14 protein-coding genes and 1 pseudogene are annotated in these 26,153 nt (G+C 60.1%); 5 read left to right on the top strand and 10 right to left on the bottom strand.

The features are described 5' to 3' along the window. Window positions 1–323 precede the first annotated feature (323 nt). Window positions 324–1,502, bottom strand: a complete 1,179-nt coding sequence (locus WX88_RS18845; RefSeq protein ID WP_197076847.1) for an acyltransferase family protein — start codon at window positions 1,500–1,502, stop codon at window positions 324–326. A 241-nt stretch (window positions 1,503–1,743) separates the two neighbouring features. Here WX88_RS18845 and WX88_RS18840 point away from each other — a divergent pair. Next, window positions 1,744–2,631: pseudogene (locus WX88_RS18840) on the top strand (integrase core domain-containing protein). 243 nt (window positions 2,632–2,874) lie between these two features. Here the strand turns inward: WX88_RS18840 and tssD are convergent. From tssD to WX88_RS18815, 4 genes are all read right to left on the bottom strand, one after another. Then, complete coding sequence (gene tssD / locus WX88_RS18830; protein ID WP_046245946.1) at window positions 2,875–3,129, bottom strand: type VI secretion system tube protein TssD; 255 nt, start codon at window positions 3,127–3,129, stop codon at window positions 2,875–2,877. A 291-nt stretch (window positions 3,130–3,420) separates the two neighbouring features. Continuing rightward, complete coding sequence (locus WX88_RS18825; RefSeq protein WP_046245945.1) at window positions 3,421–4,440, bottom strand: M28 family peptidase; 1,020 nt, start codon at window positions 4,438–4,440, stop codon at window positions 3,421–3,423. Between the two features lie 121 nt (window positions 4,441–4,561). Next, the gene (gene cysS / locus WX88_RS18820) at window positions 4,562–6,067 is read right to left on the bottom strand and encodes a cysteine--tRNA ligase (RefSeq protein ID WP_046245944.1); all 1,506 of its coding nucleotides are present in this window, start codon (window positions 6,065–6,067) and stop codon (window positions 4,562–4,564) included. A gap of 209 nt (window positions 6,068–6,276) precedes the next feature. Further along, window positions 6,277–7,458 carry an endonuclease/exonuclease/phosphatase family protein gene (locus WX88_RS18815; RefSeq protein WP_046245943.1) on the bottom strand — a complete coding sequence of 394 codons (1,182 nt, stop codon included), beginning with the start codon at window positions 7,456–7,458 and terminating at the stop codon, window positions 6,277–6,279. Between the two features lie 287 nt (window positions 7,459–7,745). On the opposite strand from WX88_RS18815, the gene WX88_RS18810 reads away from it, so the two are divergent. Next, window positions 7,746–11,276, top strand: a complete 3,531-nt coding sequence (locus tag WX88_RS18810) for a DUF7948 domain-containing protein (RefSeq protein WP_082116145.1) — start codon at window positions 7,746–7,748, stop codon at window positions 11,274–11,276. A 321-nt stretch (window positions 11,277–11,597) separates the two neighbouring features. Here WX88_RS18810 and WX88_RS18805 read toward each other — a convergent pair whose 3' ends face one another. Continuing rightward, window positions 11,598–12,299 (bottom strand): hypothetical protein, encoded by a 702-nt coding sequence (locus tag WX88_RS18805; RefSeq protein WP_046245941.1) that lies wholly within the window; start codon window positions 12,297–12,299, stop codon window positions 11,598–11,600. 578 nt (window positions 12,300–12,877) lie between these two features. On the opposite strand from WX88_RS18805, the gene WX88_RS18800 reads away from it, so the two are divergent. Further along, window positions 12,878–16,474, top strand: a complete 3,597-nt coding sequence (locus WX88_RS18800; RefSeq protein WP_046245940.1) for a DUF7948 domain-containing protein — start codon at window positions 12,878–12,880, stop codon at window positions 16,472–16,474. A 126-nt stretch (window positions 16,475–16,600) separates the two neighbouring features. Here the strand turns inward: WX88_RS18800 and WX88_RS18795 are convergent, their stop codons facing one another. Together WX88_RS18795 and WX88_RS18790 are read right to left on the bottom strand one after the other, a co-directional pair. Further along, window positions 16,601–17,896: a lipopolysaccharide biosynthesis protein gene (locus tag WX88_RS18795; protein ID WP_046245939.1), complete on the bottom strand. Its 1,296-nt coding sequence runs from the start codon at window positions 17,894–17,896 to the stop codon at window positions 16,601–16,603. A gap of 25 nt (window positions 17,897–17,921) precedes the next feature. Beyond that, on the bottom strand, window positions 17,922–19,121 hold the full coding sequence (locus WX88_RS18790; RefSeq protein WP_156176267.1) for a glycosyltransferase: 1,200 nt from the start codon (window positions 19,119–19,121) through the stop codon (window positions 17,922–17,924). Between the two features lie 501 nt (window positions 19,122–19,622). Here WX88_RS18790 and WX88_RS18785 point away from each other — a divergent pair. Both WX88_RS18785 and WX88_RS18780 read left to right on the top strand, forming a co-directional pair. Then, window positions 19,623–19,931, top strand: coding sequence for a transposase (locus WX88_RS18785; RefSeq protein ID WP_046245937.1), 309 nt, complete (start codon window positions 19,623–19,625; stop codon window positions 19,929–19,931). Continuing rightward, entirely contained in the window at window positions 19,928–20,818 is an 891-nt protein-coding gene (locus tag WX88_RS18780; RefSeq protein ID WP_046245936.1) for an IS3 family transposase, read from the top strand. Before WX88_RS18785 ends, WX88_RS18780 begins: the two co-directional genes overlap by 4 nt. A 418-nt stretch (window positions 20,819–21,236) precedes the next feature. On the opposite strand, the gene WX88_RS18775 is transcribed toward WX88_RS18780, so the two are convergent. Further along, the gene (locus WX88_RS18775) at window positions 21,237–22,946 is read right to left on the bottom strand and encodes a T9SS type A sorting domain-containing protein (protein WP_046245935.1); all 1,710 of its coding nucleotides are present in this window, start codon (window positions 22,944–22,946) and stop codon (window positions 21,237–21,239) included. A gap of 93 nt (window positions 22,947–23,039) precedes the next feature. Next, window positions 23,040–25,856 (bottom strand): TonB-dependent receptor, encoded by a 2,817-nt coding sequence (locus WX88_RS18770; RefSeq protein WP_046245934.1) that lies wholly within the window; start codon window positions 25,854–25,856, stop codon window positions 23,040–23,042. Window positions 25,857–26,153 lie beyond the last annotated feature (297 nt).

Below are 26,153 nucleotides of genomic sequence, written 5' to 3'. Positions count from 1 at the left end.
GTCCTAGACCAAGTTGGCTTATAGGCCGCAACTTGGGTTTGCTAGTACTGCTCCGGTAGCGTTGGCCCGGTACGGAAGCTGCCCCAGAGAAAGCGGACCGCTACCAAGGCCGTGGTCAGCACATGTGCGTCCATTGGACGACGGCGTGTGGCGGCCGGTCGCGCCCATGACTAGCAGGTGAGGGTGAGCAAATCATCAAGAAAGCAGTGCATGGCAACTGTCCGCGCATAGTTAGGAGTCTGTTAGGGAGGTCAGAGCGCCCAAACCTAGCCTGTCTTGCCGAACAGGCTTTCGTGCGCCTACTACACCGCAACTTGGCTTATCTATGCTAGGATAGCTGTTGCGGCATTCCCAACACGCCGCAAGCGAAAAGCATCAAAATGCCTCTTGAAACGTAGCAAAGGTTTTTCCACCAGTTCATATGACAAAGCTGATACTAGTAACGTAATTAATAGTACCCACACAATAAATAAACGATTATACAATGCAGGAAACTCTCGGACAATAAAAAATATAATAAATCCGTGATACATATATATACCGTAAGAAATCTTACCAAAGTAATGAAAAACAGAGCGCCCTCGCCAACGTATCAATGAATTAGGATTAAAAAGAATATTCCCTAAGAAAAAGGCTATAACACTAATATAAACGTACCTCTTGACAGTTACTAAAAAAACATCATCCCATTTTCCGTATTTATCGTTAATAAACAGTAAAAAAGTCAAACCATAAATTAATAATCGAATGGCTCGCGGCACTTGTGGAGCTAACAATCGGTAGAAATACAAATAAGCCAATAGTGAGCCTATAGCCAAGGTGTCCCAACGACAAAATGTATTTAGGTAAAGTTTCAACCATGGATACTCCACAAAAAAGTGATAGTATAAACGCACGAGAAAGCTAGAAGAAATAACAAAGGAAAAGGCAGTAGTAAGATAGCGTGTTGGAACCAGCGCAATAAGTACTGGCCACACTAGGTAAAAATGCTCTTCTACACAGATAGACCATAAATGATTTATGGCTGTGGAACCCCAATCGTGATTCATTAGATCGAAATTACCTAGAAACACGAGGAACATAGGTAAATTCACGGCCTTTTCCCGATAAAAATGAGTTAAAACAGGACCCATGAGCACGCAGAAATAGTAGAGCGGCCAGATGCGCAGCACACGCCGCATATAAAAACTTCCAATATCAATGCGCCCATACCGTTGCCGCTCTACTAGCAGCAGGTAGGTAATAAGGAAGCCGCTCATCAAAAAGAAAATATCAACTCCAATATTAAAGTTCGCAACGGTATTTGTGAGCATCCGGACCAACCAAACCTCCTGTCCTGCAGTGTCGACTGTTATGTCATGTACAGCCGGCACATTCAACCAAGGACCAAAACTGTGTGTAACCAAAATCATGGTGGCAGCTACGAACCGAACGATATCTAGTGGCTCAAAATACTGAATAGGGGCTGTTGTGACAGCAGTAGGAGCAGATGAATCAGGCAAAGCGAAAAGAGAATAAAGTTGGACGTCTAATTGTGCAGTAGCATTCCAAAGATACGCGCTCATTGAGAATTTGAAGTGGTATAGCTAAACCGGACATACTTGGAACGTGGTTTTAAATCAAGTCCCGGAGTGGTTGATAGCAAGGCAACCAAGTAAAAAACGACGCCGTTCGGCGTTGTACTAAATGTATAGTTCCAGTGTGTGATGGTGTATTTTCCGGGCTAAAATTTCGCACAGACTTATGGGACACATGCTCCACGGCAGCGCCCGCACAACGCATGCAGTACGGCGCGCTATCCAACACGGCCAGGAAAGCTTACAAAGCTTAGCCGCCGGCTACAACATCAACCCGAAAACGGTGGCCAAGTGGCGCAAGCGTCCCACTGTCCAAGATGTTCGGATGGGTCCCGAGTCTGCTTCGACGGTGCTTATCGCTGAATAGGAGGCCATATCGGAGGCCTTTCGTCGGCACATGCTCCTGCCGCTGGACAATTGCCTCTACGCGCTGCAGGCCACGATTCCGCTCCTGTCTCGCTCGGTGCTGTACGGCTGTTTCCAGCGCCATGGCATCAGCCGCCTGCCATTGAGCGAGGAGTGGCAAAGCCCGCCGAAAAAGAAATGCAAGGACTACCCCATCGGCTACCTGCACGTCGATTTTGCTGAAGTACAGACCGAAGAAGGCCGCCAGTACAGCCCAAATGCTTGAAGCGCATTTTTGTGGCCATTGACCACACCAGTAAGGTAGCCTTTGCTGAACGGCATCCCCGCGCCAAATGCATCGTGGCGGTCAAATTTCTGCGTCGGTCCTGCCCAGCGGGTACCGTTTTGACCGCATCTGTTGGGAGCATGGCGTGGAGCACCGCCTCACCAAGCCAACTCATCGTTGGACCAATGGCCAGGTCGAGCGCATGAATCGCACGATTAAGGAAGCGGCGGAGCAGCACTACCAAACTAGGGACGAACTTAGCCAGCATCTGCAAGCCTTTTTACTGGCCTACAACCACGCCAAACGCCTCAAGACCTTGCGCACGGGCTTACGCCGCCCGAATTTGTCTGTGCTCAGTGGCAAAAGAACTCAACTGTCTTTATCAGAAACCCGGCTCATCTCACGCTGGAACTATACTGCTAGATCATCGAGCCAAGCAGGAGAGATTCTCTGGTGCGCTCGTTAGCCCGAGCATAGGAGCGGGCGTTGCTGGGTTGAGACTCTGTAGCGCGGCGACGGCTATCGCTGTCGCCGGCCTACCACCCGCATGCAGCTCAAACGCTGGAGCCGTGATGGCCAAGGTGCAGGTATAGGCGCCGGTCTCCGTATTGCCGTCATCAAAGGCTTCGTTATAGCCCACGCACTGTCCGGCGGCGAAACTGATGCTCACCTGCGGCAGGCGCACCTGCTGGTCACTGTAGAAAATAATCGACCAGCCAAAGCCTTGAATGGGGTTATGGCCCAGTTTAGCAGCAACTCACTGCCGGCGTCGGGCACATTCAGGTGCAAATGCAGGGGCTCGTGCCGCACTTTGGCCATGGCTCGGCCGCGCTCGTCGGTGACTTGGTGGAAGCAGTAGCTGCAGCGCAGCACTGGGAAGGCGAACCCCTCCAGATGAAGCTCAGCGTAGGAAGATGCCATCGAATAGTTTGTAGAATGAACTATTGGGCTAGTAATAGAGCTCAACTTACTCGCAACAGAAGCCTATTCTCCGACTTGCAACTGTCCCATGGTTGGCTTCAACGCCTTACCAGTAACAGAGCGACGCTGTTCCCTGATAGCTCAGGCGTATCCGAAAAATGATAACAATTACTTAAGAAGTAATGCGGACAAGGCGAAAGTACTTTTATGTGTAATAGCAACTAACCGCTTACGCGGTAGAAAAGCTTCTACCAGCATACTATGCGCTTCTACTATTCTTGAAACCGACCGTTAGTCTATATACAGCGTCTGCAATACGGTCTGTCCCACCGCCTTCAGGGTCTTGCGGTCGATGATGCTCATGTTGTCGGTGGTAGCGTGGTGGTAGGCGGGGAAGATATCGGAGCTGTTATTATAGTGGTAGATATCCAGCGTCGGAATGCCGGCCTTGTTCGTATACACGTGGTCATCGGTAATGCCGCCGGTATCTTGGAAACGGAAGAAATCGGAGTAGCCGAGTTGGGCAGCGGTGTTCCAGATTTTATCGAGCGGGCCGCGGGCGTAATTGCGCGATGTTTCTTCGCGGGTGAAGACGCCGCCTTTGGCACCCACCATGTCAAGCAGCACGCCGTATTCAGGCTTGTAGTTGGCGGGCAGCAGGTGGGTGGTCCAATATTGCGAGCCCAGACACCACGAATCGGTGCTGCTGCCGGCGAGCTGGTTTTTGAGGTCCGCCTGGGTTGTTTCGTCGTGGCCCCAATCCTCGGCGTCGAAAAAGATGAAGTCGACGCCCACATTGGGGGCCAGGCTATCGGGCTGCTGGCTGAGCACGCGGGCCATTTCCAAGGCTACGGCCACCGCGCTGGCCCCGTCGGAGGCGCCATCCATGGGGGCATTTTTTTTCACCTTGTCATTGTCGGCGAAAGGGCGGGTATCCCAGTGGCCGAAGATGGCCACGCGGCGGGCGGCCTGAGGCTGGTATTGGGCAATGATGTTACGGGCGTGGATGTTGGTTCCGTCGAAGGTCATGGCCTCAAACGGCTGCTCCACCACTTTCAGACCGTAGCCTTTGAGCTTGGCCACCATCCAGTTGCCGCAGGCAACGTGGGCCTTGGAGTTGGGCACGCGGGGGCCGAAGGCCACCTGCTTGGCCGTGAAGGCGTAGGCCGAGTCGGCATTAAAAACCGGGGCCTTGGGCAGCTTAGGTGCGGCCGGGGTGCTGGTTTCGGCATTTTCAGCCCGCTTTTTATCCGGGCAGCCGGTGAGGACGAGGAGACCGACTAGCGCGGCAAAAGGAAAACGAAGTTTCATGCGAGAACCAGTGGCGCGAAGCTCCAGCTTCGTGCGTCATTGAACAGAACGTTGGCACAGCTAAAAGCATTGCATTGTAGCGGCACCAACGGGACGCAAAGCTGGAGCTTCGCGCTACACCTTACTCCTCGCTGTAGGCCCACTCTACGCCGGCTTTGGTGTCTTTTATCACAATACCCTGGTCCTTGAGGGCGGCGCGAATGAGGTCAACTTTGTCGTAGGCTTTGTCGGCTTTAGCTTCGGAATAGAAACTGAGGGTGAGGTTCAACAATTGCTCAGCGTTGGCGCGGGGCTCATCCTGCAGGCCTAGCACATCCTGCACCATGGTGCGGTAGCTGGCCGCGGCGGCAGTCAGCGCCGCGGCCCCTACTTCGGCCAGGGCGGCAGGAGTCGTGGCCAGGGTATTGAAGCGCTTGAGCAAATCGAAGAGCGCGGCCAGGGCGCGGGGCGTATTCAGGTCATCGTCGAGAAAGCTGGCGGGCTTATCAGCCAGGGCCAGCAGTTGGTCGGCGGCGGTGGGGCTGCCAGCGGCTTCCCCGGCACTAGCCACCAGCTTGTCGAGCAGACGCAGGCCGTTCATCAGCTTACGGTAGCCCTTGCCGGCAGCCCGCAGGGCATCATCGGTTACGTCGACGGGTGAGCGGTAGTGGGCTTGCAGCAGGAAGAAACGCACCACCATGGGTGAGTAGCCCTGCGCGAGGCCGCCGGTAGGCCCCCGGAACAAGTCGCCGAGCAGAATGAAGTTGCCGAGGCTCTTGCTCATCTTGGTGCCGTTCACCGTTATCAGGTTGTGGTGCATCCAGAAGCGTGCTTCGTCGGTGTGGGCGTGGCTGCCCTGGCTTTGCGCAATTTCGCACTCGTGGTGCGGAAACATAAGGTCGAGTCCACCGCCGTGAATGTCGGACAGCACCCCCAGGTACTTGCGGCTCATGGCAGAGCACTCGAGGTGCCAGCCAGGGAAGCCCTCACCGGGAGCTTCGCCAAAGGGCGAGGGCCAGCGCATGATGTGCTCGGGCGAAGCCTTTTTCCAGAGGGCAAAATCTAGGGGGCTGCGCTTTTCGCTCTGGCCTTCAAGGTTGGCGCGGGTGCCGGCTAGCTGGTCCTCAATGCTGCGGTTCGAGAGCTTGCCGTAGCGCTGCTGCTCGTCGTTGTAGTGGGGCACGTCGAAATATACCGAGCCGTTGACCTCGTAGGCCAGGCCGTTGCTGATGATTTCCTCAATCATCTGAATCTGCTCGATGATGTGGCCGCTGGCCTGGGGCTCGATGTCGGGCGGCAGGCAGCCGAGGGCCAGCATGTGCTGGCGGTAGCGATTGGTGAAGTCCTGGGCCACCTGCATGGGCTCGACGCGGGCCGCACGGGCGGCTTTGGCCATTTTGTCCTCACCAGTGTCGGCGTCACTTTCGAGGTGCCCCACGTCGGTGATGTTGCGCACGTAGCGCACCCGGTATTCGCGGTAGCGCAGGTAGCGCGTTAGCACGTCGAACACCACCGGCCCCCGGGCATTGCCGAGGTGGGCTTCGCTGTACACGGTGGGGCCGCACAGATACACACCTACCTGGGGCGGGTGCAACGGCTGAAATTCTTCTTTCTTGCGGGTAAGCGTATTGTAGAGCGAGAGGGGCATAGCACAAAGGTAACGGGGGAGAAAACGATAACTCCCCTCCTTACCAAGGAGGGGACGCCGGCGCGCAGCGCCGGCTGGGGTGGTTGAGCCGTTGAACGACATCCGAACGATGATTACTGCAACGTTCAGCCATCATTCAACGACTCAACCATCCCGGCTAGTGCTTCGCGCCAGCGTCCCCTCCCTGGCAAGGAGGGGACGCTGGTTGTTCAACGGTGCAACTCATACAATCCTTCCACTGGAAAATGGTCGCTCCAGCGGATTTCGCGATGCACCCGACAACCCAGCACCTGCCACTGCGGGCTGGCAAACTGCTGGTCGATGCGCAGGCCGGGCAGGCGGCCATTGTAAGTGGCCCCGATGCCCAGGCCCACGGTGGCCCAGGCGTTCTGGAGGCGGTCGGCCAGTTGGTCGTAGACGTAGGAATAGGGCAGGTCGTTGAGGTCGCCGGCGAGCAGCACGGGGTAGGGCGAGCGGCGCACATGGGCCAGCACGGTATCAATTTGGGTGGCGCGGGCCACGGCGCCGTTACGGAAGCGGCGCAGCAGATTGGGGGCTTTTTGACGCAGGCCGGTGCGGCTCTGGGTGGCGGCGGCAATGTCGGCATCGGCCATGCTCATGCTTTGCAGATGCACGTTGAAGACGCGGATGGTATCGGCCGGGCCGCCAGTGCGGGTGGCGGGGCGGGCAAGGTCGGCCCACATGGCATGGTTTTGCGAGAGCCGGTTGAAGGGAATGGTACCGCGCCGGACAATAACAAAGCGCGAGAAAATGGCCATGCCAAACTCGGCCCCAATACCATTAGTGAGGCTGGTTGAAACGAAGGCGTGGCGGCCACTGGCACGGCCCAGGTAGTGCTCAGTCCGGAATACACCGCCGTCTTCTTTCGAGCCGCCCGGCTCGTTATAGTATTCCTGGAGGCAGAGGACGTCGGCCGGGCTCTGGGCCAGCCAGCGGATAAAGCCTTTGGAAGAAGCAAAGTCGGGGTCCCGTAGCTGCGCGTATACGTTGAAGATGCGCACGTTGGCTGAAAGAAAGCTTACTTCTTTGGGATGCGGCGTGAAGAATGAAGAACGAGGTATTGCGCTTGCTCCCGATTCTTCGCTCGTGCTTGCTTCTTCAAGAGCAGCAGGCGGAATGTGCAGGGCGAAGCCACGCTGCACGTGGGGCCACGTCAGGGCCAGGGCCAGCAGCGGCAGGAGGGCCACCCGCCAATTGCGCCGCAGCCAGTACAGCGCCAATAAGGCCGTGGCCACCAAGGCTACCGGCGTGGTAAGAGCCCCAAACAGGACTGGCCAAAACGCCCCTGCCGGCACCTGCGCGCAGGCAATGGCCAGCAACAGCCAGATGAGGGTGAGTACGGTAATTTTGAAAGCAAACGAGCGGCGCACGACACAGACAACAGAGCCGGCAAAGGTAACGGCACGGGCGGAAGCCGGCCGACCTGACGGTTGAATTATCTTTACCCTTTGGCAGGACAACCCCAATTCTTGAGCAACTCGCGACTCAAGCATTGCCGATGTAGCCAATCTTTGATGAAATCGGCAAGGTTCACCTGGCATAGGCTCGCACGAATTTTGCGCCGCGACCGTTCCTGCCTGCGTCCATCGGACATCGGCGTGCCTACCGGGCCCCGCCTGCCTGATTGATTTCACTCATTTGTGCCTTTGGCATTGATATGGCCCAACTTTTCCGCGCTATCTGCCGACCTGTTTTGGCGTTGCTGCCCTTACTTAGCTTATCCCTGGCACCGCCCGCGCATGCGGCGCCTGAAAGACCAGACACTCCCAGTCTGGAATTTATTCAGAACAAAGGCCAGTGGGAAGGCCGCGTGCGCTATGAAGCCGCGCTGCCCGCCGGCCGCCTCTTCGTGCAGCCCGACGCCCTGACCTACACCTTTCTGGACCCGGCCATACTAAGCCACCACCATGCCGGGGCGGCCACCAAAACCGCGCCTACGGGTACTCCTGCGGACATTGCGGCCCATGCTTACACGGTACATTTCGAAAAAGCCAGCCCCCGTGTGCGCCTCACGGCAGAAACACCTACCACTGGGGAATACAACTATTTCGTGGGCAGCGACGCCCGCCGTTGGGCCAGCCACGTGGGCGCGTTCCGGCGGCTGCGCTACGAAGAGCTGTGGCCCGGCATCGGCCTGACGCTGTATGAGAATGCCCAGCAGCACCTTGAGTACGACGTGCTGCTGGCCCCCCGCGCCAACCCCGCCCGCGTGGCCCTGCGTTACGACGGTGCCACCAGCCTGACGCTGGACGTGGCCGGCAACCTCGTGGTGAAAACCAGCGTGGGCACCACCACCGAGCTGGCCCCCAAAGCCTGGCAAACCGATGCCGCCGGCCAGCGCCAGCCCGTGGCCTGCCGCTACGTGCTGACGGGCAGCACCCTCACCTTTTCCCTCGGCAGCTACGACCGCAGCCGCGCCCTCACCATCGACCCCACCGTGCAGTTCTCGACCCTTACCGGCTCGACGGCTGACAACTGGGGCTTCACGGCTACTTACGATAACGCGGGCAACATGTACTCCGGTGGTATCGTGTTTGATACCGGGGGCTCGTTTCCGGCTACCACCGGCGCCTACCGCACCAGCTTTAGCAGTGTCGTCGACATGGCGCTTATTAAGTACAACACCAGTGTGAGTGGGCCAGCGGCGCGGGTGTGGGCCACCTACCTGGGCGGCAACAACGCCGACTTCCCGCACAGCCTGGTAGTGAATGCGCAGAATGAGCTGGTGGTTCTCGGCAGCACATCATCTTCGAACTATCCCACCACGGCGGGCGCTTTGCAGCGCAGTTTCGGGGGTGGTTCCCGGCTCAACCCTTTCAACACCGCGGTGGACCCGGGCACCCAGCAGTTCCAGATGCCCAACGGCTCCGACCTGGTGGTGAGCCGCTTCAGCACCAACGGCAGCGCGCTGCTGGCCAGCACCTACTTGGGTGGGAGCGGCAACGATGGCATATTGGTCCAGAACAGTATCGCGGCTAATTACGGCGATGCTTTTCGTAGCGACTTGCTGCTCGATGGTGCTGGCAACGTCTACATTGCCTCCAACACCACCTCTGCCAATTTTCCGGGCGCGGTGAATGCCATCAACGGCGGGGGCGCGCCCGATGCGCTTGTGTGCGAATTGTCGCCGGGGCTGAACGCGGTGGTGTGGGCCCGCTACCTGGGCGGCAATCTCGCCGATGCGGCTTACTCGGTGCAGCGCGACAGCCAGGGACGGGTGTACGCGTGCGGCGGCACGGCATCGGGCAACTTTGCCACCACGGCCGGCGCCTACCTGCCCACCGCGCCGGGCGGCCGGGCCGACGGCTTCGTGGCCCGAATTAGTGCCGATGGCCGCACGCTGGAGCGCGCCACCTACGTTGGGACTGCCGGCTACGACCAAGCTCATTTTCTCCAGCTCGACGCGGCGGGCAATGCGTATTTGTATGGGCAAACTCTGGGGGCATTTCCCATCACGCCGGGCCGGTATGGCACGGCCAATGGCTCGCTGTTTATTCAGAAGCTGAACCCGAACCTGACGGCCAGCCTGTACAGCACCGCGTTTGGCAACCGCACCGGCGTCCGCGGCGGCCCTAATCTGGTGCCCACGGCGTTTCTGGTGGATGACTGCGAGCGGGTGTACATCAGCGGCTGGGGCGGTGAGGACAACGACCTGGGCGGCAACTGGCTGGGCGGCAGCACCACCGGCCTGCCCGTTGCCGGCAACGCCGTGCAGCGCATCACCGATGGCAGCGATTTTTACCTAGCCCAGTTTGAAGCCGGCATGACGAGACTGGAATACGCTACTTTCTTCGGGCAGCAGGGCGCCGGGGCTGAGCACGTTGATGGGGGCACTTCGCGGTTCGACAAGCGGGGCATTGTGTACCAGGCCGTGTGCGCCAGCTGCGGCGCCACCCAGGGCTTTCCGCTGCCGCCGGGCGCGGGCAGCTACACCATCCGCAACGGCAGCATGAACTGCAACAACGGCGCCTTCAAAATGAACTTCGAAGTGACTATTGCCGATGCCGGCCCCCGCCGCTTCGTGTGCGTGGATGGCGGCCCCGTGGCCCTGGGCGGCACCCCCACCGGTGGCGCGTGGAGCGGGCCGGGCGTGCAGGCCGCCCCCGCCGGCGGCTTCCGCTTCGTGCCCGCCGCCGTGGGACCGGGGCAATATATTATCAGCTACACGGTGGCGGCTACGGGTATTTGCCAGAGCACCCGCACGGTGCGCTACGTGGTGGCGCCGCCCGTGGTCCCGGCTTTCGCGCCGGTGCCGCCGCAGTGCGTCACGCAGGGAGCCGTGGCCCTCGCAGCCACTCCGGCGGGCGGCACCTTCAGCGGGCCGGGCGTGGCGGGCGGGCGTTTCGACCCCGGTACCGCGGGCGCGGGCACCCACACCCTCACCTATACCGTTGCCGACTCGCTGGGCTGCGGGAGCAATAGCCAGCAAGTGGTGGTGAGCCGCTCGCCCGCCGTCACGCCTGGCCCCGATACCACGCTTTGCGCCGATTTGCGGCAGCCCTTCCAGCTGCGGGGTTTCGCGCCGGCCGGCGGCACCTGGAGCGGCACGGGCGTGTCGGCCAGCGGCTTTTTCACGCCGCCTAATACCAACAATCAGGGCGGCGTTTTCCCGCTTACGTACACCGTGACCCAGGGCTCCTGCCAGGCCACCGCCACCCGCACGGTGGTGCTGGCCCCTACTTCGGCCCAGAACGTGCCCCTAAACCTGCCCGTGTGCGCCGCCGCGCCGCGCTACGCCGGCTTGGCGCCGTTCGACTGCCCCCTGACGCCGGTGCTGCTGGCGCCGAATGCCACCTACCGCTGGGATTTTGGCGATGGCAGCCCGACTAGTACTGAGGTCAGTCCTACGCACCGCTACCTGGAACCCGGCACCTACAACATCCGCCTCACGGCCCGCTACGGCAGTTGCGAGGTGCTCACGGGCTTTGCGCCCGTGGAGGTGGGCGAGGTGTTCGTGCCGAACATCATCACGCCCAACCGCGACTCCCTCAACGAAACGTTCCGGCCCCGCTTCAGCTGCCGCCCGGCCTCGCTGGAAGTGTACACGCGCTGGGGCCAGCGGGTGTATCAATCCAACGACTACCACAACGACTGGGACGCCAGCGGCCTGGCCGACGGCATTTATTATTACCTGCTCCGCGATGCCGACGACCGCCGGGCGAAAGGCTGGGTGGAAGTGCGCCGCTAGCGGCCCGGCGGCGGACCATTTGGCACAGCCAAGCCCCCCAAAAGCCCCCGCCCCCAGAAAACGGTCATACTGAGCGAATCAGAACAGTCATGCTGAGCGCAGCCGAAGCATCTCGCGTGCCACCACTACTCTTCTGACAAGTGGTTTATCATGCACGCGAGATGCTTCGCTCCGCTCAGCATGACCGCTTCTACGCGCTGCGTGACAGTTTTGATCCGCGTGGGTTGGGCCTACTTTGGCTGGGAACGGGCACCTGCCCGGACGCAAAAAACCGGGCCGGCCGTGGCGGCCGGCCCGGTTATCGGGGGTTGATTTCCGGCTTTAGGTTTGCGGCAGGGCACCACCGGCGCCACCATTGCCCGCGCTGGCGGGGTTGCGCACGAAGAGGTGGGCCTTGGCCGCGTCGATTTCCACGAAATGGTCGTAGCCGCGGGCGCAGAGGCTGCTGCACAGGGTATTGAGGGCGTTGTAGGCCAGCACGCGGGTGCGGGTGGCGGTGGTGCGGTCCGTTTCGGCGGTGTGCATCTTGCCCTCCCACTTAAACAGCTCGGCGTAGAGGGGCGCCAGGGCGGTGAGGCGGGTTTCGGAAAAGCCTTGGTCCACGGCTTTGGGGTCTTGCACGAACGCGGCCCCGATGGCGGGCACCGTGAGCAGGAGTTGCAAGGTGTCGGGCACCGATTTGCGGGTCAGCTCGCCGATGCCCAGGCTGCGGTATTCGGGCGATTGGTCGCCGTAGGCCCGGCCAATGGGCTGCGCCACCTGCCGCAGGGCGGTGCGGGCGGCTTCCAAGGCCGTGTTGCGCTTGCCGGTGCTGATGCCAATGGTGTAGAGCATGTTTTCGTCCGTTGGCAGGGCCTGAAAAGCCGCTATGGCCTGGCCAAAATCCGTAAGAATGGCTGCCGTTAGTCCCTCGACGCCCAAGGCAGCGAGGTTGGCCGTGAGGGCGGCGAGTTTTTCGCTGCACTCGGTGGCGAGGTCGGCATCGGCGAAGCTGCCGTTGCGTTGGGGCTCCTGGTCTTTCATTGGCGGGAAGAAAAAGGGGGTGAGATGCGGCCCGCAGGGGGCACCCGTACCAGAACCTTGGTGGCCGGTAGGACCTGCGATGTCAGGAAGATAGCACAATAATTCGCTAGTTGCTACTGGCCGGCTTCATCGGGCCCCGTGGCTGCTCCGGCCAACGGGGGCAACTCCCGCCGGCCGGCCGCCGTTGGTCCCTCGTCCCCCACCGCTCCTGCCGTGAACCCTGCCGCTACCCGTTCGAACCCTGCCGGTACTCGTCCGAGGACTACTGCTGGTCGTTTGGGGGCTGCCGATAGTCGTCTGGGGGCTGCTGATGGGTGTTTGGGGACTACCGATGGTCGTTTGGGGGCTGCCGATGGTCGTCTGGGGGGCTCGTGGGCCGCAACGGCAGGCGCGGGAGCAGTAACGGCAGCCTCTGAGTGTGGCGCAAATGTGGTAGGTCGCGTCCCGGCACAATACCCGTATGAATCGACTGGCGCGGGGACGCAAACGGCCAGGTTTGTGTTACGGTACACCGGCCTCAAATGGCTTCAGGAACATTACAAGACTTTACCTTTACTGAACGGCCTTTCGTTATATTAATGAAGCAACTATTACTTTTTGGCAGTGTGGCCCTCGGGGGCCTATTCTCTTCTGGTGCCTCGGCTCAAGGCATTGAGCACAATGGCCCCGCCAGCCACACGCTCGAATTTATCGAAAACAAGGGTCAGTGGGATGCCCACGCCCGCTACGCGGCGCCCTTGCCGGGCGGCCGGCTTTTTGCCGAAGCCGATGGGCTCACGTTTGCCCTGCTCGCCGAGGGCGGGCCAGCCCAACACCGGCACGCGCCTTCATCCCAAGGCCAGCACGCTAAGCCCGACGGCCCCATGCGCGGCCACGCCCTGACGCTCCGCTTCGCGGGGGCCGCCCCCGCCACCATTACGGCCGAAACCCCGACTGCCGAGCACCGCAACTATTTCCTCGGGGCCGACCCCAAGCACTGGGCCAGCGACGTGCGCAGCTTTCGTGAGCTGCACTACGCCGGGCTGTGGCCGGGCGTGGCGGCGCGGGTGTACGAGAGTGCCGACCAGCACCTGGAATATGATTTCGAGCTGGCCCCCGGCGCCAAGCCCGCGGCCATTGGCCTGCGGCACGAGGGCGCCGAGGGCCTGACCCTGGATGCCAAGGGCAATTTGGTGGTGCGCACCAGCGTGGGCACCATCATGGAGCGCGCCCCGCAGGCCTGGCAGACCGATGGCGCCGGCCGCCGCCATCCCGTGGCCTGCCGCTACGTGCTGGCGGGGTCCGTGGTACGTTTTGCCCTCGGCAAATACGATACTTCGCGCCCCCTCACCATCGACCCGGTGGTGGTATTTGCTACCTATTCGGGCTCGACGACCGACAACTGGGGCTTCACGGCTACCTATGATGCGCAGGGCAACCTGTATTCGGGCGGCATTGCGTTCGGGCCCGGCTACCCCAGTAGTCCGGGGGCTTTTCAAACTTCCTTCGCAGCCCAAATTGATATCGCGCTCATCAAATACAACACCAGCGTGAGCGGGCCGGCGGCGCGGGTGTGGGCCACCTACCTGGGCGGCAGCGGCGCCGATTTTCCGCACAGCCTGGTGGTGAACAGCCAGGGCGAATTGCTGGTGCTGGGCTCGTCGGGCTCCGCCAACTACCCGACCACGAGTGGCGCCTTGCAGCGCACATTTGCGGGGGGCAGTCTGACCGCCCCGTTTGGCTTCGGCGCGACCTTCGAGTCGCTCACCGGCTCCGACCTCATCATTACCCGTCTAAATGCCGGGGGCTCGGCCCTGGTGGGCTCGACGTTTTTGGGCGGCTCCGGCAACGACGGCCTGCTGCCGCTCAATCCCAACCTGTCGCCTTTGGCCTCGACGTTGCAGCTGGCGCACAACTACGGCGACCCATTTCGCGGCGACATCATCGTGGACGCGGCGGACAACGTGTACATCGCCTCCCACACCACATCGAACAACTTCCCGGTGGCCCGGGGCTTCGACGGTACTTACAACGGTGGCACCTCCGATGGGGTCGTGTGCAAGCTCACCCCTGCCCTCACGGCCCTCACCTGGGGCAGCTACCTCGGCGGGTCGGGCGGCGATGCCGCGTACTCCATTCAGCTCGAACCAACCAGTGGCGACGTCTACGTGGCGGGCGGCACGCTGAGCCCGAATCTGCCGGTGACGACGGGGGCCTATCGCCCCACCCGCCCCGGCAACGTCGACGGATTTGCGGCGCGCATCGCGGCCGGGGGCACCAGCCTGCTGCGGGCCACGTACGTGGGCACGCCCAACTACGACCAAGCTTATTTCCTGCAATTGGGAACCGATGGCGGCGTATACCTGCTGGGCCAGACCCTGGGGCCATTCCCCGTCACGACCGGCCTGTACAACACACCCGGCGGCACCCAGTTCATTCAGAAGCTCAATGCCGACCTGACCCAGAGCGTATTTTCGACCGTGTTTGGCAGCACCACCAACGGGGGGGGCGTGAGCCTGGACCCCACTGCTTTCCTCGTGGACCGCTGCGACCGGGTGTACGTGTGCGGCTGGGGCGGCATGGTGAACATGGGAGGCACTCCAGGCTTTCCGAGCTACCTGGAAGCCAACGGCACTACCGTGGGCCTGCCCACCACGCCCGGCGCCGCCCAAACCACTACCGACGGCAACGACTTTTACCTGGCGCAGTTTTCCGCCGGCCTCACGAGTCTCGAATATGGCACGTACTACGGCAATACGGCCTCCGGCTCCGGGGGCGAGCACGTGGATGGCGGCACCTCCCGCTTCGACCCGCGCGGCATTGTATACCAGGCCGTGTGCTCGTGCTTTTCGACCATCGGCTTCCCCATTCCGGCCGGAGTTAACACCTACTCCCTCACCAACAACACCAACTCCGGCCTGAGCATTGGCTGCAACAACGCGGCATTCATGCTCGATTTTCAGCCCAGCATCGCCAACGCCGGCGCCGACCAGGCGGTATGCGCCACCGCCGGCCCCCAAGCTCTGACCGGCAGCCCCGCGGGCGGCGTCTGGACGGGCCCTGGCGTGACCGGCAGCCTGGCCACGGGCTTCGTCTTCACCCCCTCGACCGCCCTAGTAGGCGTGCAGACGCTCACCTACACGGTACTCAGCACGGGCCTGTGCACCACCACCGGCACCCGCCGCGTGACGGTGACGGCCCTGCCCACCGTCAGCTTCGCCCCGCTGCCCCAACCGTCCTACTGCGCGCCGGCACCGGGCGCCCCGCCCCTGCCGCTAGTCCGCCTGACGGCCACGCCGGCGGGCGGCGCCTTCAGCGGCCCCGGCGTGAGCGGGAACAACGTGACGGGCTTCTTTTTCTCGCCTAACATCGCGCCGGGCACCTTTCAATTAGTATACACCCTCAACGTGAGCGGCTGCATCGTGCAAGCCACCCAGCCGGTAACCATAACAAATGGCCTAACTGTGACCTTGGCGGCCGATACCGTACTGTGCCCCGGCAGCACCCAGCCCTTTGCGTTGCGCGGCAGCCCGGCGGGTGGTGTTTTCAGCGGGCCGGGGGTGAGCGGCAGCGTGGCTACGGGCTTCTTCTTCACGCCGCCCGCTACTTTCACTGCCCCCATCAGCCTGACCTACGCCGTGACCAATGGCGCCTGCTCGGGCACGGCCACGCGGCGCATCTCGGTGGCGGCAGTCCCGGCTTTATCAGCCCAATGGGAGCCCGTGGCCTGCGCCGAGACCCGCCTGGCCCCGCTCACCCTACGCTTCCGGCTGACGAACCCCAGCAGTGCTTCCTTCACGACGGTGGTATGGGACTTTGGCGACGGCACGCAGTCCGGCGAGGCCAGCCCCACGCATACGTACGCCACTCCCGGCACTTACCAGCCGCGCGTCCGGGTGCGCTACAACTCCAACAGCTGCGAAACCCAAGCCCCCGCGCCCGTAGTCGAGGTGAAGGAACGCAAGGTGCCCAACATCATCACCCCGAACGGCGACGAGCAAAACGAGTACTTCAAGCTGGGCCCCGACTGCCCGCCCCGCCTGCAAGTTTTCTCCCGCTGGGGCCAGCAGGTGTTCGAATCGGCCACTTACCACGACGACTGGAATGCCCCCGGCCTCCCCGACGGCGTGTACTACTACCTCCTCTCCTACCCCGACGGCCGCCGCGTAAAAGGCTGGGTCGAAGTAGTGCGGTAGGGGGGTGAATATGGTTCACTCCCGGCCCCCGGTTCTCTTGATGCGCGAAGCCTGCGGAGAGGGGCCGGGGTGAAGTGAGCGGAACCGCGCATTTACTCAAACTGCGGCAAGCTGAATGGCCCGCGTTCAGCCCTCAGTCTTCATCATTCTTTTAGCCAGCCACCGCACGTCGCCCCAGCCGGGCAGCAGGTCGCCCCACTCCGCAGCAATAGCCCGGCGATAATGCCAGAACAGGTAGGCAGTACTAGCCGCGTAGGAGGCCGTCATGCCCAAGGCCGCACCCACAATGCCCAGGCGTGACACCAGCAGCAGCGACCCAGGCCCAGCTACAGCCAAGCCGAGCAGCGCGGCTTGCGTGTTGGTCCGGTAGCGGGCCATGCCGCTGAAATACGTGCTGGCCTGCATACCTGCCCCATTGATGAGAATGCCAGGAGCCAGCGCCAGAATGACGCCGTGCGCCTCCCCAAACTCGGGTCCAAAAATGGCGGCCAGCCACCCCGCCGGCACGGCCGCCAGCACCAGCACCGCACCGGCCGTAGCCAGCAGCGTGAGCCGGCTGCCCCGCAAGGCCGCGTAGGTCTGTTCGCGCTTGTCGGTGGCGTTTACCAGGGCCACGTACTGCATGAGGCTGGTGCTGCGCGGAATCAGCCAAATGGCTTCGGCCAAGGCCACTCCCACCGACAGAACGCCCAGTTCCCCAGCGCTGGCCAGGTAGGCCACGGCGTAGTAGCCGAACCGGTAATTGGCAAACGTGAGGAGGTTGGAAAGATGCGCCCCCCGACTGTGGCGCGCCAGTTCGCGGGCCGCGGCCCGGCGGCGAGCGCGGCCAAACCGGCGCGCACGGCTAGGGCGCCGGCTCCTCCAGGCATCGGGCAAGCGCAGCAGCAGCGCGCTGCTAATGAGCCACGGCAAGCCATAAGCCACGTAGTTGGCATAATAATACGCCCTAATGCTAAGCCAGTGCAGCGCGCCAAAAGCCAGCGCCAACACCCCAGCCAGCAGCGCCGCCTGCACCATGGTCAGCACGTTGTAGGCTTGCTCACGCCTGCGTCCCAGCAGCAGAAACAGGTTGATGGACAGCAGCACCTGCACCAGCGTGATACCCGCCAGATGCAGCACGTATTCCAGGCTCACCGACCGCAGCAGGCCTACAGCCCCCGCCCCGGCCACGCTTACCAGCCCCGCCCAGCCATAAGCCGGCGGCAGCAGGTGCCACACATTGCGCCGCGGCACCAGGTATATCAGCGACGAGCCGCCCACCAGCCCCGCCAGCAGCACCAGCCCCGCCATATCGGTGAAAAACAAGCTGACCTGCCCGCGCCCCGCCGCCCCCAGATACCGCGCCGTGAGCCACACCACCACAAAGCTCAGCCCCGCCGTAAGGACCCGCGCCGCGAAGTGCTGGAGAATGCGTTTTATCATGGTAAGGAGGGGCGTTTGCTGTTCATCACCCCGGCAACACCTCCCGATAGAGCCTTCCAAACGCCGCTCCCACGGCTGCTACACTGAATTTGGCCACGGCATTGACCCGCAAGATTGCCGTATCATATCTCGAGGCCAGCACCTTTTCCAGCGCCAAGGCTAGAGCCGCTTCATCTCCCACCGCCACGAGTTGCCCAAAACGGCCATCATCCGGCAACAGCTCCGCCACACCCCCTACCCGCGTAGCTACTGCCGCCAACCCGCTGGCCTGGGCCTCAATAAGGACACAGGGTAGGTTTTCAAAATTAGAGAACAGTACGAAGCAAGCGGCGTGGCGCATTTCTTCGGCGACGGCGGTGTGGGCCAGCTTACCGAGAAAGACAACCGTGCCATCGGCCACCAATCCCAGCGCGGCGGCCTGGGCCCGCACCTGCGCCTCATCGGGCCCGTAGCCGCCAATGCGTAGTCGCAGCCCCGGCACCCGCGCCCGCAACGTAGCCACCACCCGCAACAGCCCGCACAGGTTCTTGGCCGCCTCGTTGAAAGCTGCCACGTGCAGCAGCACCGGCTCCTTAGCCAGGGCCACCACCGGCGCCGGATGGAAAACCTCGGTATCTACCACGTTTGGTATCACCACCGACTGCGGATTGCTCGCGCCCAGAGCGGCCAGCGCAGTGCGTAGGTTATCCGATACGGTATGCAGCGCCGCTGCCCGTCGCACCACGGCCCGCGTCAGCACCAGCCGCAACCAACCAATGTTAGCCACCCGCCCCGGCAAATAGCGCGTCCAGTGCTCAGTGACGATGAACGGAATGCCCCGCCCAACCTTCAGCGCCCAGGCAAAAAGTCCCGTGCGGAGCAGCACGTGCACGTGTACTAAATCGGGCTGCCGGCCGCCCCAGTGCCTCCGCAGCCGCCGGTACCCCCGCAGCAGACACCAGAAGTACAAGAGCAGCTTCAACGGCTTATCCAGCAGGGTCAGGCCGGTTGGCTTGGCTCGGTAGTAATAGCGCAGCGTGGGCCAGGAGCCGCTAAAATCCTCCTCCGCATCAATCAGCCCCGGCAGCGCCCCCCGCGCCACGGCAGCAAACAACACGGCTACTTCCGTGCCACCGTGCGCCGCGATGGCCGCCACGTGCCGGCCCACGAAGTCGCCATCCTGGTCGTCGTAGCGGTGCGGGTACCACTTGGGCAACATCAAAATGCGGAGAGATTTTAAGGGCAAAGGAGAAATGAGAAATTTGACACAAGGTACAGTTTGGGACAGCTTCTTATCCCTCTATTCTATCCCGCCGGCTAGTCGCTGAAATAGGTAGCGGACTTTCTGAAGTTAGAGGCCGGGTAATTATAAGTGGTGGAAATGGTGCCGTTGAATGCGTTGAGCAGGAAGTATTGGCGACCCTAATTGTTATTTAGGGAATTTGTTAAATTTGATACTATCCAGCGAAATTTAGATGATATCCTTCATGTGTATAATACCGGTAGCTTTGGCTCCGAGGTTGCCAAGCTTTGTTTCCACCAGACTAGTAATAACCAGGAAAAAGCAATTGAATAAAAAGCCTGCCCCATGATGGGGTAGGCTTTTTATTCAATTGCTGACGTCGGTACAATGCGGCTATTGTCCGCACTGTACCATATATGGTGAGCTATTGGCTTAAGACCTGCCTGGTTTACACCTGAGGTGGTCGGGTAAAATTGGACACGGCGAAAGTAACTTTCCCCTGTCATGGAAGCAGAAAAACCAGCCGGCAAACGGCAGCGAAGAAAATATGATGCGGCCTATCGGGTCGAGGCAGTCCGCCGCGTCACCCAGGACGGGCAGGCGGCGACGCGGGTGGCGCAAGCGCTGGGCATGAGCGAAGCGCTGCTGGGGCGCTGGGTGCGCGCCGCCCGAGCGCACGCCGCCCGCCCCGCGGGCAGCGACGTCTTGGAACAGGAAAACAAGCAGTTGCGGACCCAGTTGGCCCGCGCCGAAATGGAGCGCGACATTTTAAAAAAAGCGCTGACCATCTTTTCGCAACCGACGGGCCGATGAAACGCTTCGCTTTCATTGCCTTACATGCTGCCTGCTGGCCCGTGTGGCAGCAGTGCCAGTTGCTGGGCGTCAGTGCCAGCGGCTACTACGCCTGGTGTAAACGTGCCCCCGCAGCGGCGGCCGAGCTCCCACTTCCCGCGTGGCAAGTGGCGGCCCAGCGCGTGTTTACCACCCATGCCGGCCGCTATGGCCAGCGCCGGCTACGCGCCCAGTTGCGCCGCGAAGGTCATCAGGTGGGCCGGCAGCGGCTGCGCGGCGGGCTCAGCGCCAGCGGCTTACGGGCCCTCTGCACCCGCACCAGTTCCCGGCCGCCGCGCACTACCCAGCCCGACCCGCAGGCCGTAGCCGCCGCCAACAAGTTAGCCACTTGGCCCACCGCCACGGCCCCCAACCACATTTGGGTCGGCGATATCACCTACCTGGTCCTGGCCACGGGGCACTGGGCCTATCTGGCTTGCTGGCGCGATGCCTTTTCTCGGCGCGTCGTCGGCTGGCACGTGAGCGAATCGCTGCACACGGACCTGATTCTGGCCGCCTTTAACCGGGCTGTTGCAGTCTGCCAGCCCCCGCCCGGCTTGCTCGTGCACGCCGACCGCGGCAGCCAGTACACCAGTGACGCCTTCACCCAGCTCTTGGAGCGTACCCAGGCCATTGCCAGCTTGAGCCGGCCCGGCAACCCCTACGACAACGCCCTGGCCGAGAGCGGCTGGAGTACGCTCAAAACCGAACTGTTGCCGCGTGGTGCCTGCTTTGCCGACTTGGAAGAAGCCCGCGTCGAACTGGCCGAGTACCTCGACCACTACTACAACACCCAACGCCTGCACTCCGCCTTGGGCTACTGCACCCCGCTCGAATTCGAACTCCACTATCTTTTCAACCTACCTTAGCTTCGTGTCCACTGGCACCCGACCACCTCAGGGTACTTGTCCGTGAAACTGGATTTTATTAGAAATCAATGGCGCTGCAGCTATTGCCTCAGAAGATATGGCCATCGAAGCACTTGGCGTAGTGGGCGTAAGCCCGGTTTTTTCACTAGCTTGTGCTTGAACTTTCACCGAAGTAGCGAAGAGACAAGTGACAATACTCAGCAGCGTCAGGTAGCGCGCTCCCGAAAATTCTCTGTAGGGATTGATCATACTGAAAGGAAATGACCAAGCTTTTTTTAATCTTATTATATTAATTATATTATACAATAAGATCAAAAAAAGCTTGGTCATTTCCAAGCTTTCTAATTATGGTTTAATGAAAACCGACACTCAAAACAGCATCGGCTTTCATTAAACACACAGTTTTCTATAAAAGAGACTACTCAGTCACGGTAAAGCGAACCGATTGCAGGGCATCGACCGTGGTTACTGTTGCCACATACACGCCGGGAGCCAGCGTAGTCGGCAAAGCCAAGCTTTGCGGGCCGGCAGTCAGTTTACCAGCCTCCAACACAGTGGCTACCCGGCGGCCCATCATGTCTAGTACACGCACGGTAGCAGTAGTAGTACGCTTAACATCAAAGCCCAGAGTGGCTGCGTTGCCACTAGTTGGGTTAGGCGACACGGTGAGGGACTGCAACGGGGCGTTTACCACTTCGCGGTTACTCAGGGTTATACCGGGGCGGTTGTAGCACGAGATTTGGGGATTGAAGTTTGTCCAACCAGTAGCCCAGTTGCTGGTAGCCGTGCTAGCCGGGCCGAAAGCGCCGCGGTAGTTCACCACTTGGAAGGTGCTGTTCGGCCCGCCGTTGCCAGCACCGGTCAGCTTGGCATCTGCAAACGATGCCCCGCTAGCCAATACCGAAGCAGCTGGTAGAGCGAACTCGGGCACTCCGTTTGGCGTCCCGTTTGAGTTGATGGCATTGAAGTTGTCGGCGTTCAAGCCCAGCGCGCTGATGGCCGAAAACACCTGGTTGCCACGCGACGCATCTTCAAAAAAGCTTTGGTGGTTAAAGCCCGATGCGGGGTTGGCTCCGTAGTTCTGGGTTATGCCAGCCAGTACGTTGTTGCGCAGCACTAACGAGCCGCCAGTGGCGCTGGCCTGCGATGTGGCACCATCAATGAACAGGCCAGTGGGCCAGCCTGTGAACACGGAGTTGAAAATCGAGATGGCAGTATTGCGGCGCAGGTGCAGCGCACGAGTGTAGTTTGCGTTGAGCGTGGTGCCTTGCAGGAAAGCACTCACATTCGAGAATACCGGGGCCGTTTGCGGCGTGGCCACCGAGCCCCCTTGGTCATTGTCCGACTCGAATGCTGTCGAGCCCGATACGTCGGCCACGGCCGCGTCGCGCACGGTCACGGCAAACTGCACACGGCCTGTGTAGCCAAGATCAGTATCAAAATCGTCGTCGGTCGTCGCGTTGGCTATCAGGTAGCGAGCATTCGAGTTCCCGCCAAACCACTCAAAGGCATCGTCGCCGCTCGAATGCACCTGGACGTACTCAATGGTAGTACCAGCACCCACGCCATATAGGCTCAGACCATTGATTTCCGAGTTGGCCGCCGTACTCAGCGGAATGCCGGGGAACTCGATGCGCACGTAGCGCAGGATGCCAGAGTTGTCATTGGGCAGGTTACCGCCATACGTGGTGCCAATACCCCCTTCTATGGTGGGCGCCCCGGTGGCGTTAATTGGCGCGCGGCCGGCTAACACCAGACCGCCCCAGTCGCCACGGCTCCGCGAACCGGCCGGCTCGTTGGAGGTGAATACAATGGGCTGCGAGGCGGTACCGTTGGCGATAATCTGAGCACCTGGCTCGATGATGAGCGCCGCAGGGGTCGCTGCCGACTTGATACCTTTGATGATGGTGCCCGGCTCGATAGTGAGTACTGCGCCACTACGCACGTATACGAAACCGCTAAGCGCGTAGATGTTGTTGCGCGACCACGTTGTATTTGGTGCCGTAATCGAACCCGACACCGTAATGGGGGCCGGCGCGGCTGGACAGACCGTCTGCGCCTGAGCCTGGGGTGCCCGAGCTGCAACGGCTGCAACGGCCACTAATACACTTAATACAATTTTTTTCATGGGGATGTTGAAAAAAGGGAGAGAAAAGTAATTGAGTTGGGTGTACGGGCAGTTCAACGCCGCGCCGTTAGGGTTTTGTTAAGATTAGTTTATTTAAAAATTCCACGTCAGGCCAAACGTAGAGTAGCTTCCGCGGCGATAGGAGGCGAATGAGCCGTCCTCATTGCCACTAATCTTGCTGTTACCGTCGTAGTCGTAAAGGAACCGGTAGCGCTGGTTAAGCAAATCCTGAATGCCCACCCGCATTTGCAGGTGCTTGCCAAAACTTTTGGTGACGGCCAAGTCCACCACATGCCGCGGCATTTCGATAATGGAGTAGTTGTTCCGCTGGTCGCCTACGAAGCGGATGCGTTGTCCAACTACATTATACTGGGCTGAGACCTGGAGCCGGCTTTCGTCGTCCTGATAGAACAAGCCCGCATTCACCACATAGGGCGACTGTCCTTGTAGGGGACGGTCGTTCAGGGCGAAGTCGCGGTTGCGCGAATTGTCAGTCAGGCGCACGGTGCTGTAAATAAGCGAGGCATTGACCACTGCCGAGAAGCGTTGCAGGAAAACGTTTTCGGTCAGGTCGCGCAACGACTTGCGCGCCTCAACTTCGGCGCCGAGGTCAATGGCCCGGTCGGCGTTCTGAAAGGTTACGTTCAGTTGCTCGGTGGCTACCGACAAAGTGGTCTGCTCGATGGCATTGCGGAAAATCTTTCCAAACACCCCAAACGAAATCATTTCCGAGCGCGTGGGGTAGAACTCGTAGCGCAGGTCGGCGTTGTAAATGGTGGCCGTGCGTAGCGAGTCGTTGCCCCGCACCACCGCGTTGTTGATAAAGTCAAAGTACTCATAAGAGGCGATTTCGCGAAACTCCGGCCGGTTGGCCGTTACTGAGCTAGCTAGGCGAAGCAGCGAACGGTCGTTGAAGTTGTAAGTGGCGTTCACCGAAGGCATCGGAATAAATTTGTTCTCGCGGTAAGGGGCTCGCAGCGGATTGCCCGATTTCAAATACCGGCGATTGTATTCGCCCCGTACCCCGCCCGAAATGCTGAACTTATCGGATATGGGAGCCACTATCCCCACATAGCTAGCCATCAACGTATTGCGACCCGTATAGCGGTCTTCACCGGTAGTGCCCTCTTGTAGCACAAAGCCGGTTACAGGATCAATATTCTGCGGAGCAAAAATCTGGTCTATCGGCAGGATTTCCAGAGCCCTGTTAAATGTAGACTCCCGGCCGACAATGTAGGAGAAAACGCGGTTCTGCAAGGTACGTTCCTTCTGCTCGGCGTAAAATCCGACGCGCACTTTATAGGTGTTGGCTTTGGTAGTGTCTCGCCCCGGAATGCTGCGTTCAAACTGCCCATTGGCCATATAGGTATTTTCGCGCAGGTCGGAAAAGAAGCGACTGGCATCGAATGAGTTACCGACGGGCGGAATCACCACCTGGAATTCTCGCGTGGGCAGGCCGGGCTCGGGGATGCGGCGCTGGTTGCGATAACGGCTATAATCGGGCTCGTCGCGGAAAACGTAGTTATAACCGCTGGCCCAATTAATGGTGCTGCGGTCATTTTTCCCGGTTTGGTGCGTTCCCGATAGCTGTCCGGAGTACACGGTGCGACTCTGGTAGTGTAGGGCGTTGTCGTTGCGCTCGAAGCCCTGGTCTAGGGTCTGACCCACGCGGCGCGCCACCTCGTCGGTAGCGTACTGATTCAAGAAATTCCGGAACTCCAAGCGGTTACGGTCGTTTAAGCGCACCTGCCAGTTATGAACTACCCCCACGCGCACGGCTTGGTTGGATTGCGTATCGTCGTACGTCCACTGCAAGGCAGGACGATTGGTTTCGGGGTCAAATTCGCGCAGAAAGCGCTGACGAAGGTTAGTATATTGTTCGCGTGTGTTGGAATAGGAGAGCGACGTGACATTGCTCAGGTAGACACTGCCAATTTCATACTTGCGCGCCAAGCCGAGCGAGATACGCAGGTCGGGCAGAGCCGTCAATGACCGGGGCAACCAGATGTTTTTAAAAGAAATTGGCTGACGCTCAACCCGGTCCGGAAAATTGTCGGGCAGTTGCCGGTCGCCGCCGTCGTAGCCAATCGTTTCCGTGCGCAACCCTCCGTCGCCGCGCTTAGGCGAAGTCAGAAAATCCTTGAATGTCGTGTTGTGCCGGTACCAGCCCGACACAGTCAAGCTAGTCGAATTTTCCAGCACACTGTTCTTAGTGTACACCTTCACCACGCCGCCGCCCATCTCGCCGGGTAACTCTGGCGAACCCGACTTAAAAATCAGCACTCGGTCAATCACCGAGCTGGGCAGTATGTCAAAGGAAAACGAGCGGGTATCGACTTCAGCTGACGGCGTGAGAACATCATTCAGCATCACAGTATTGTATCGCTCGGCTAAGCCTCGAATTACAATAAAGTTGTTACTCTGAATCGTGACGCCAGGAATGCGCTTCACTACTTCGGCCGCGTCACGGTCCAACGACTTTACAATCTGGTCGCTGCTCATGCCGCTCACTACTACTTCGCTTTTTTTCAGGTCCTGGATTAGAGCGACCTCAGTGCCAGTCTGCTTGACACCAGTTACTGTTACTTCGGTGAGGCTGGTGGCGCTTTCCTCCATTGTGCCATTCAGCGTAGTAGTCTCTCCACTTTTTATCACGATACCGGGGAACGTGAGTGGCTTGTAGCCGACATAGGTCACCGTGATATTATAAGTGCCTGCATCGAGGGGCAACGAGTAGCTACCGTCCAGGCTCACGGGAGCAGCCTGGGTTGTACCCGTCACGAGTACGGTAGCCCCGATAACGCCCTCTTTAGTTTTTTTATCTGTTACTTTCCCGGCTAGTGTCCCTTGCTGGCCGAAAGCCAACGTATTTATCCACAATAAAAAGAACCCCAATAAGAAAAGACGCATACAATAGCAAGTTGGTTTGATGCCACAAAATTACCGGGAGCCTGTTACGGCAACATAGCCGGTGAATTACGCTATTGTTATGGCAAGGCTCAGCTGTTTTGCGAACTAACTGAAACACCTACTTTTGCGGCCTTTTTGCAGTAGGGGTTTGGTCACTTTTCAACCTATCTTTTGCAGTATCAGTGTCAGTTTAATAGAACATTATAACAAGCTAGACATTCCTTATCTTACTAATCAATGGCTACCATCACTTATTGCTCTTAGCCCTGATTTTTAGTCCGCCATAAATGCCCTTCC

The organism is Hymenobacter terrenus (assembly GCF_000972495.1).
Classification (GTDB): domain Bacteria; phylum Bacteroidota; class Bacteroidia; order Cytophagales; family Hymenobacteraceae; genus Hymenobacter; species Hymenobacter terrenus.
The sequence above is the reverse complement of the archived record's forward strand: the minus strand, read 5'-3'. Positions and strand labels throughout refer to the sequence as shown.

Coding starts and splice junctions, on each gene's coding strand:
- tssD (WP_046245946.1), bottom strand. CDS start 3,129: ATGGCATCTTCCTACGCTGAGCTTCATCTGGAGGGGTTCGCCTTCCCA.
- WX88_RS18825 (WP_046245945.1), bottom strand. CDS start 4,440: ATGAAACTTCGTTTTCCTTTTGCCGCGCTAGTCGGTCTCCTCGTCCTC.
- cysS (WP_046245944.1), bottom strand. CDS start 6,067: ATGCCCCTCTCGCTCTACAATACGCTTACCCGCAAGAAAGAAGAATTT.
- WX88_RS18810 (WP_082116145.1), top strand. CDS start 7,746: ATGGCCCAACTTTTCCGCGCTATCTGCCGACCTGTTTTGGCGTTGCTG.
- WX88_RS18805 (WP_046245941.1), bottom strand. CDS start 12,299: ATGAAAGACCAGGAGCCCCAACGCAACGGCAGCTTCGCCGATGCCGAC.
- WX88_RS18800 (WP_046245940.1), top strand. CDS start 12,878: ATGAAGCAACTATTACTTTTTGGCAGTGTGGCCCTCGGGGGCCTATTC.
- WX88_RS18795 (WP_046245939.1), bottom strand. CDS start 17,896: ATGATAAAACGCATTCTCCAGCACTTCGCGGCGCGGGTCCTTACGGCG.
- WX88_RS18785 (WP_046245937.1), top strand. CDS start 19,623: ATGGAAGCAGAAAAACCAGCCGGCAAACGGCAGCGAAGAAAATATGAT.
- WX88_RS18780 (WP_046245936.1), top strand. CDS start 19,928: ATGAAACGCTTCGCTTTCATTGCCTTACATGCTGCCTGCTGGCCCGTG.
- WX88_RS18775 (WP_046245935.1), bottom strand. CDS start 22,946: ATGAAAAAAATTGTATTAAGTGTATTAGTGGCCGTTGCAGCCGTTGCA.
- WX88_RS18770 (WP_046245934.1), bottom strand. CDS start 25,856: ATGCGTCTTTTCTTATTGGGGTTCTTTTTATTGTGGATAAATACGTTG.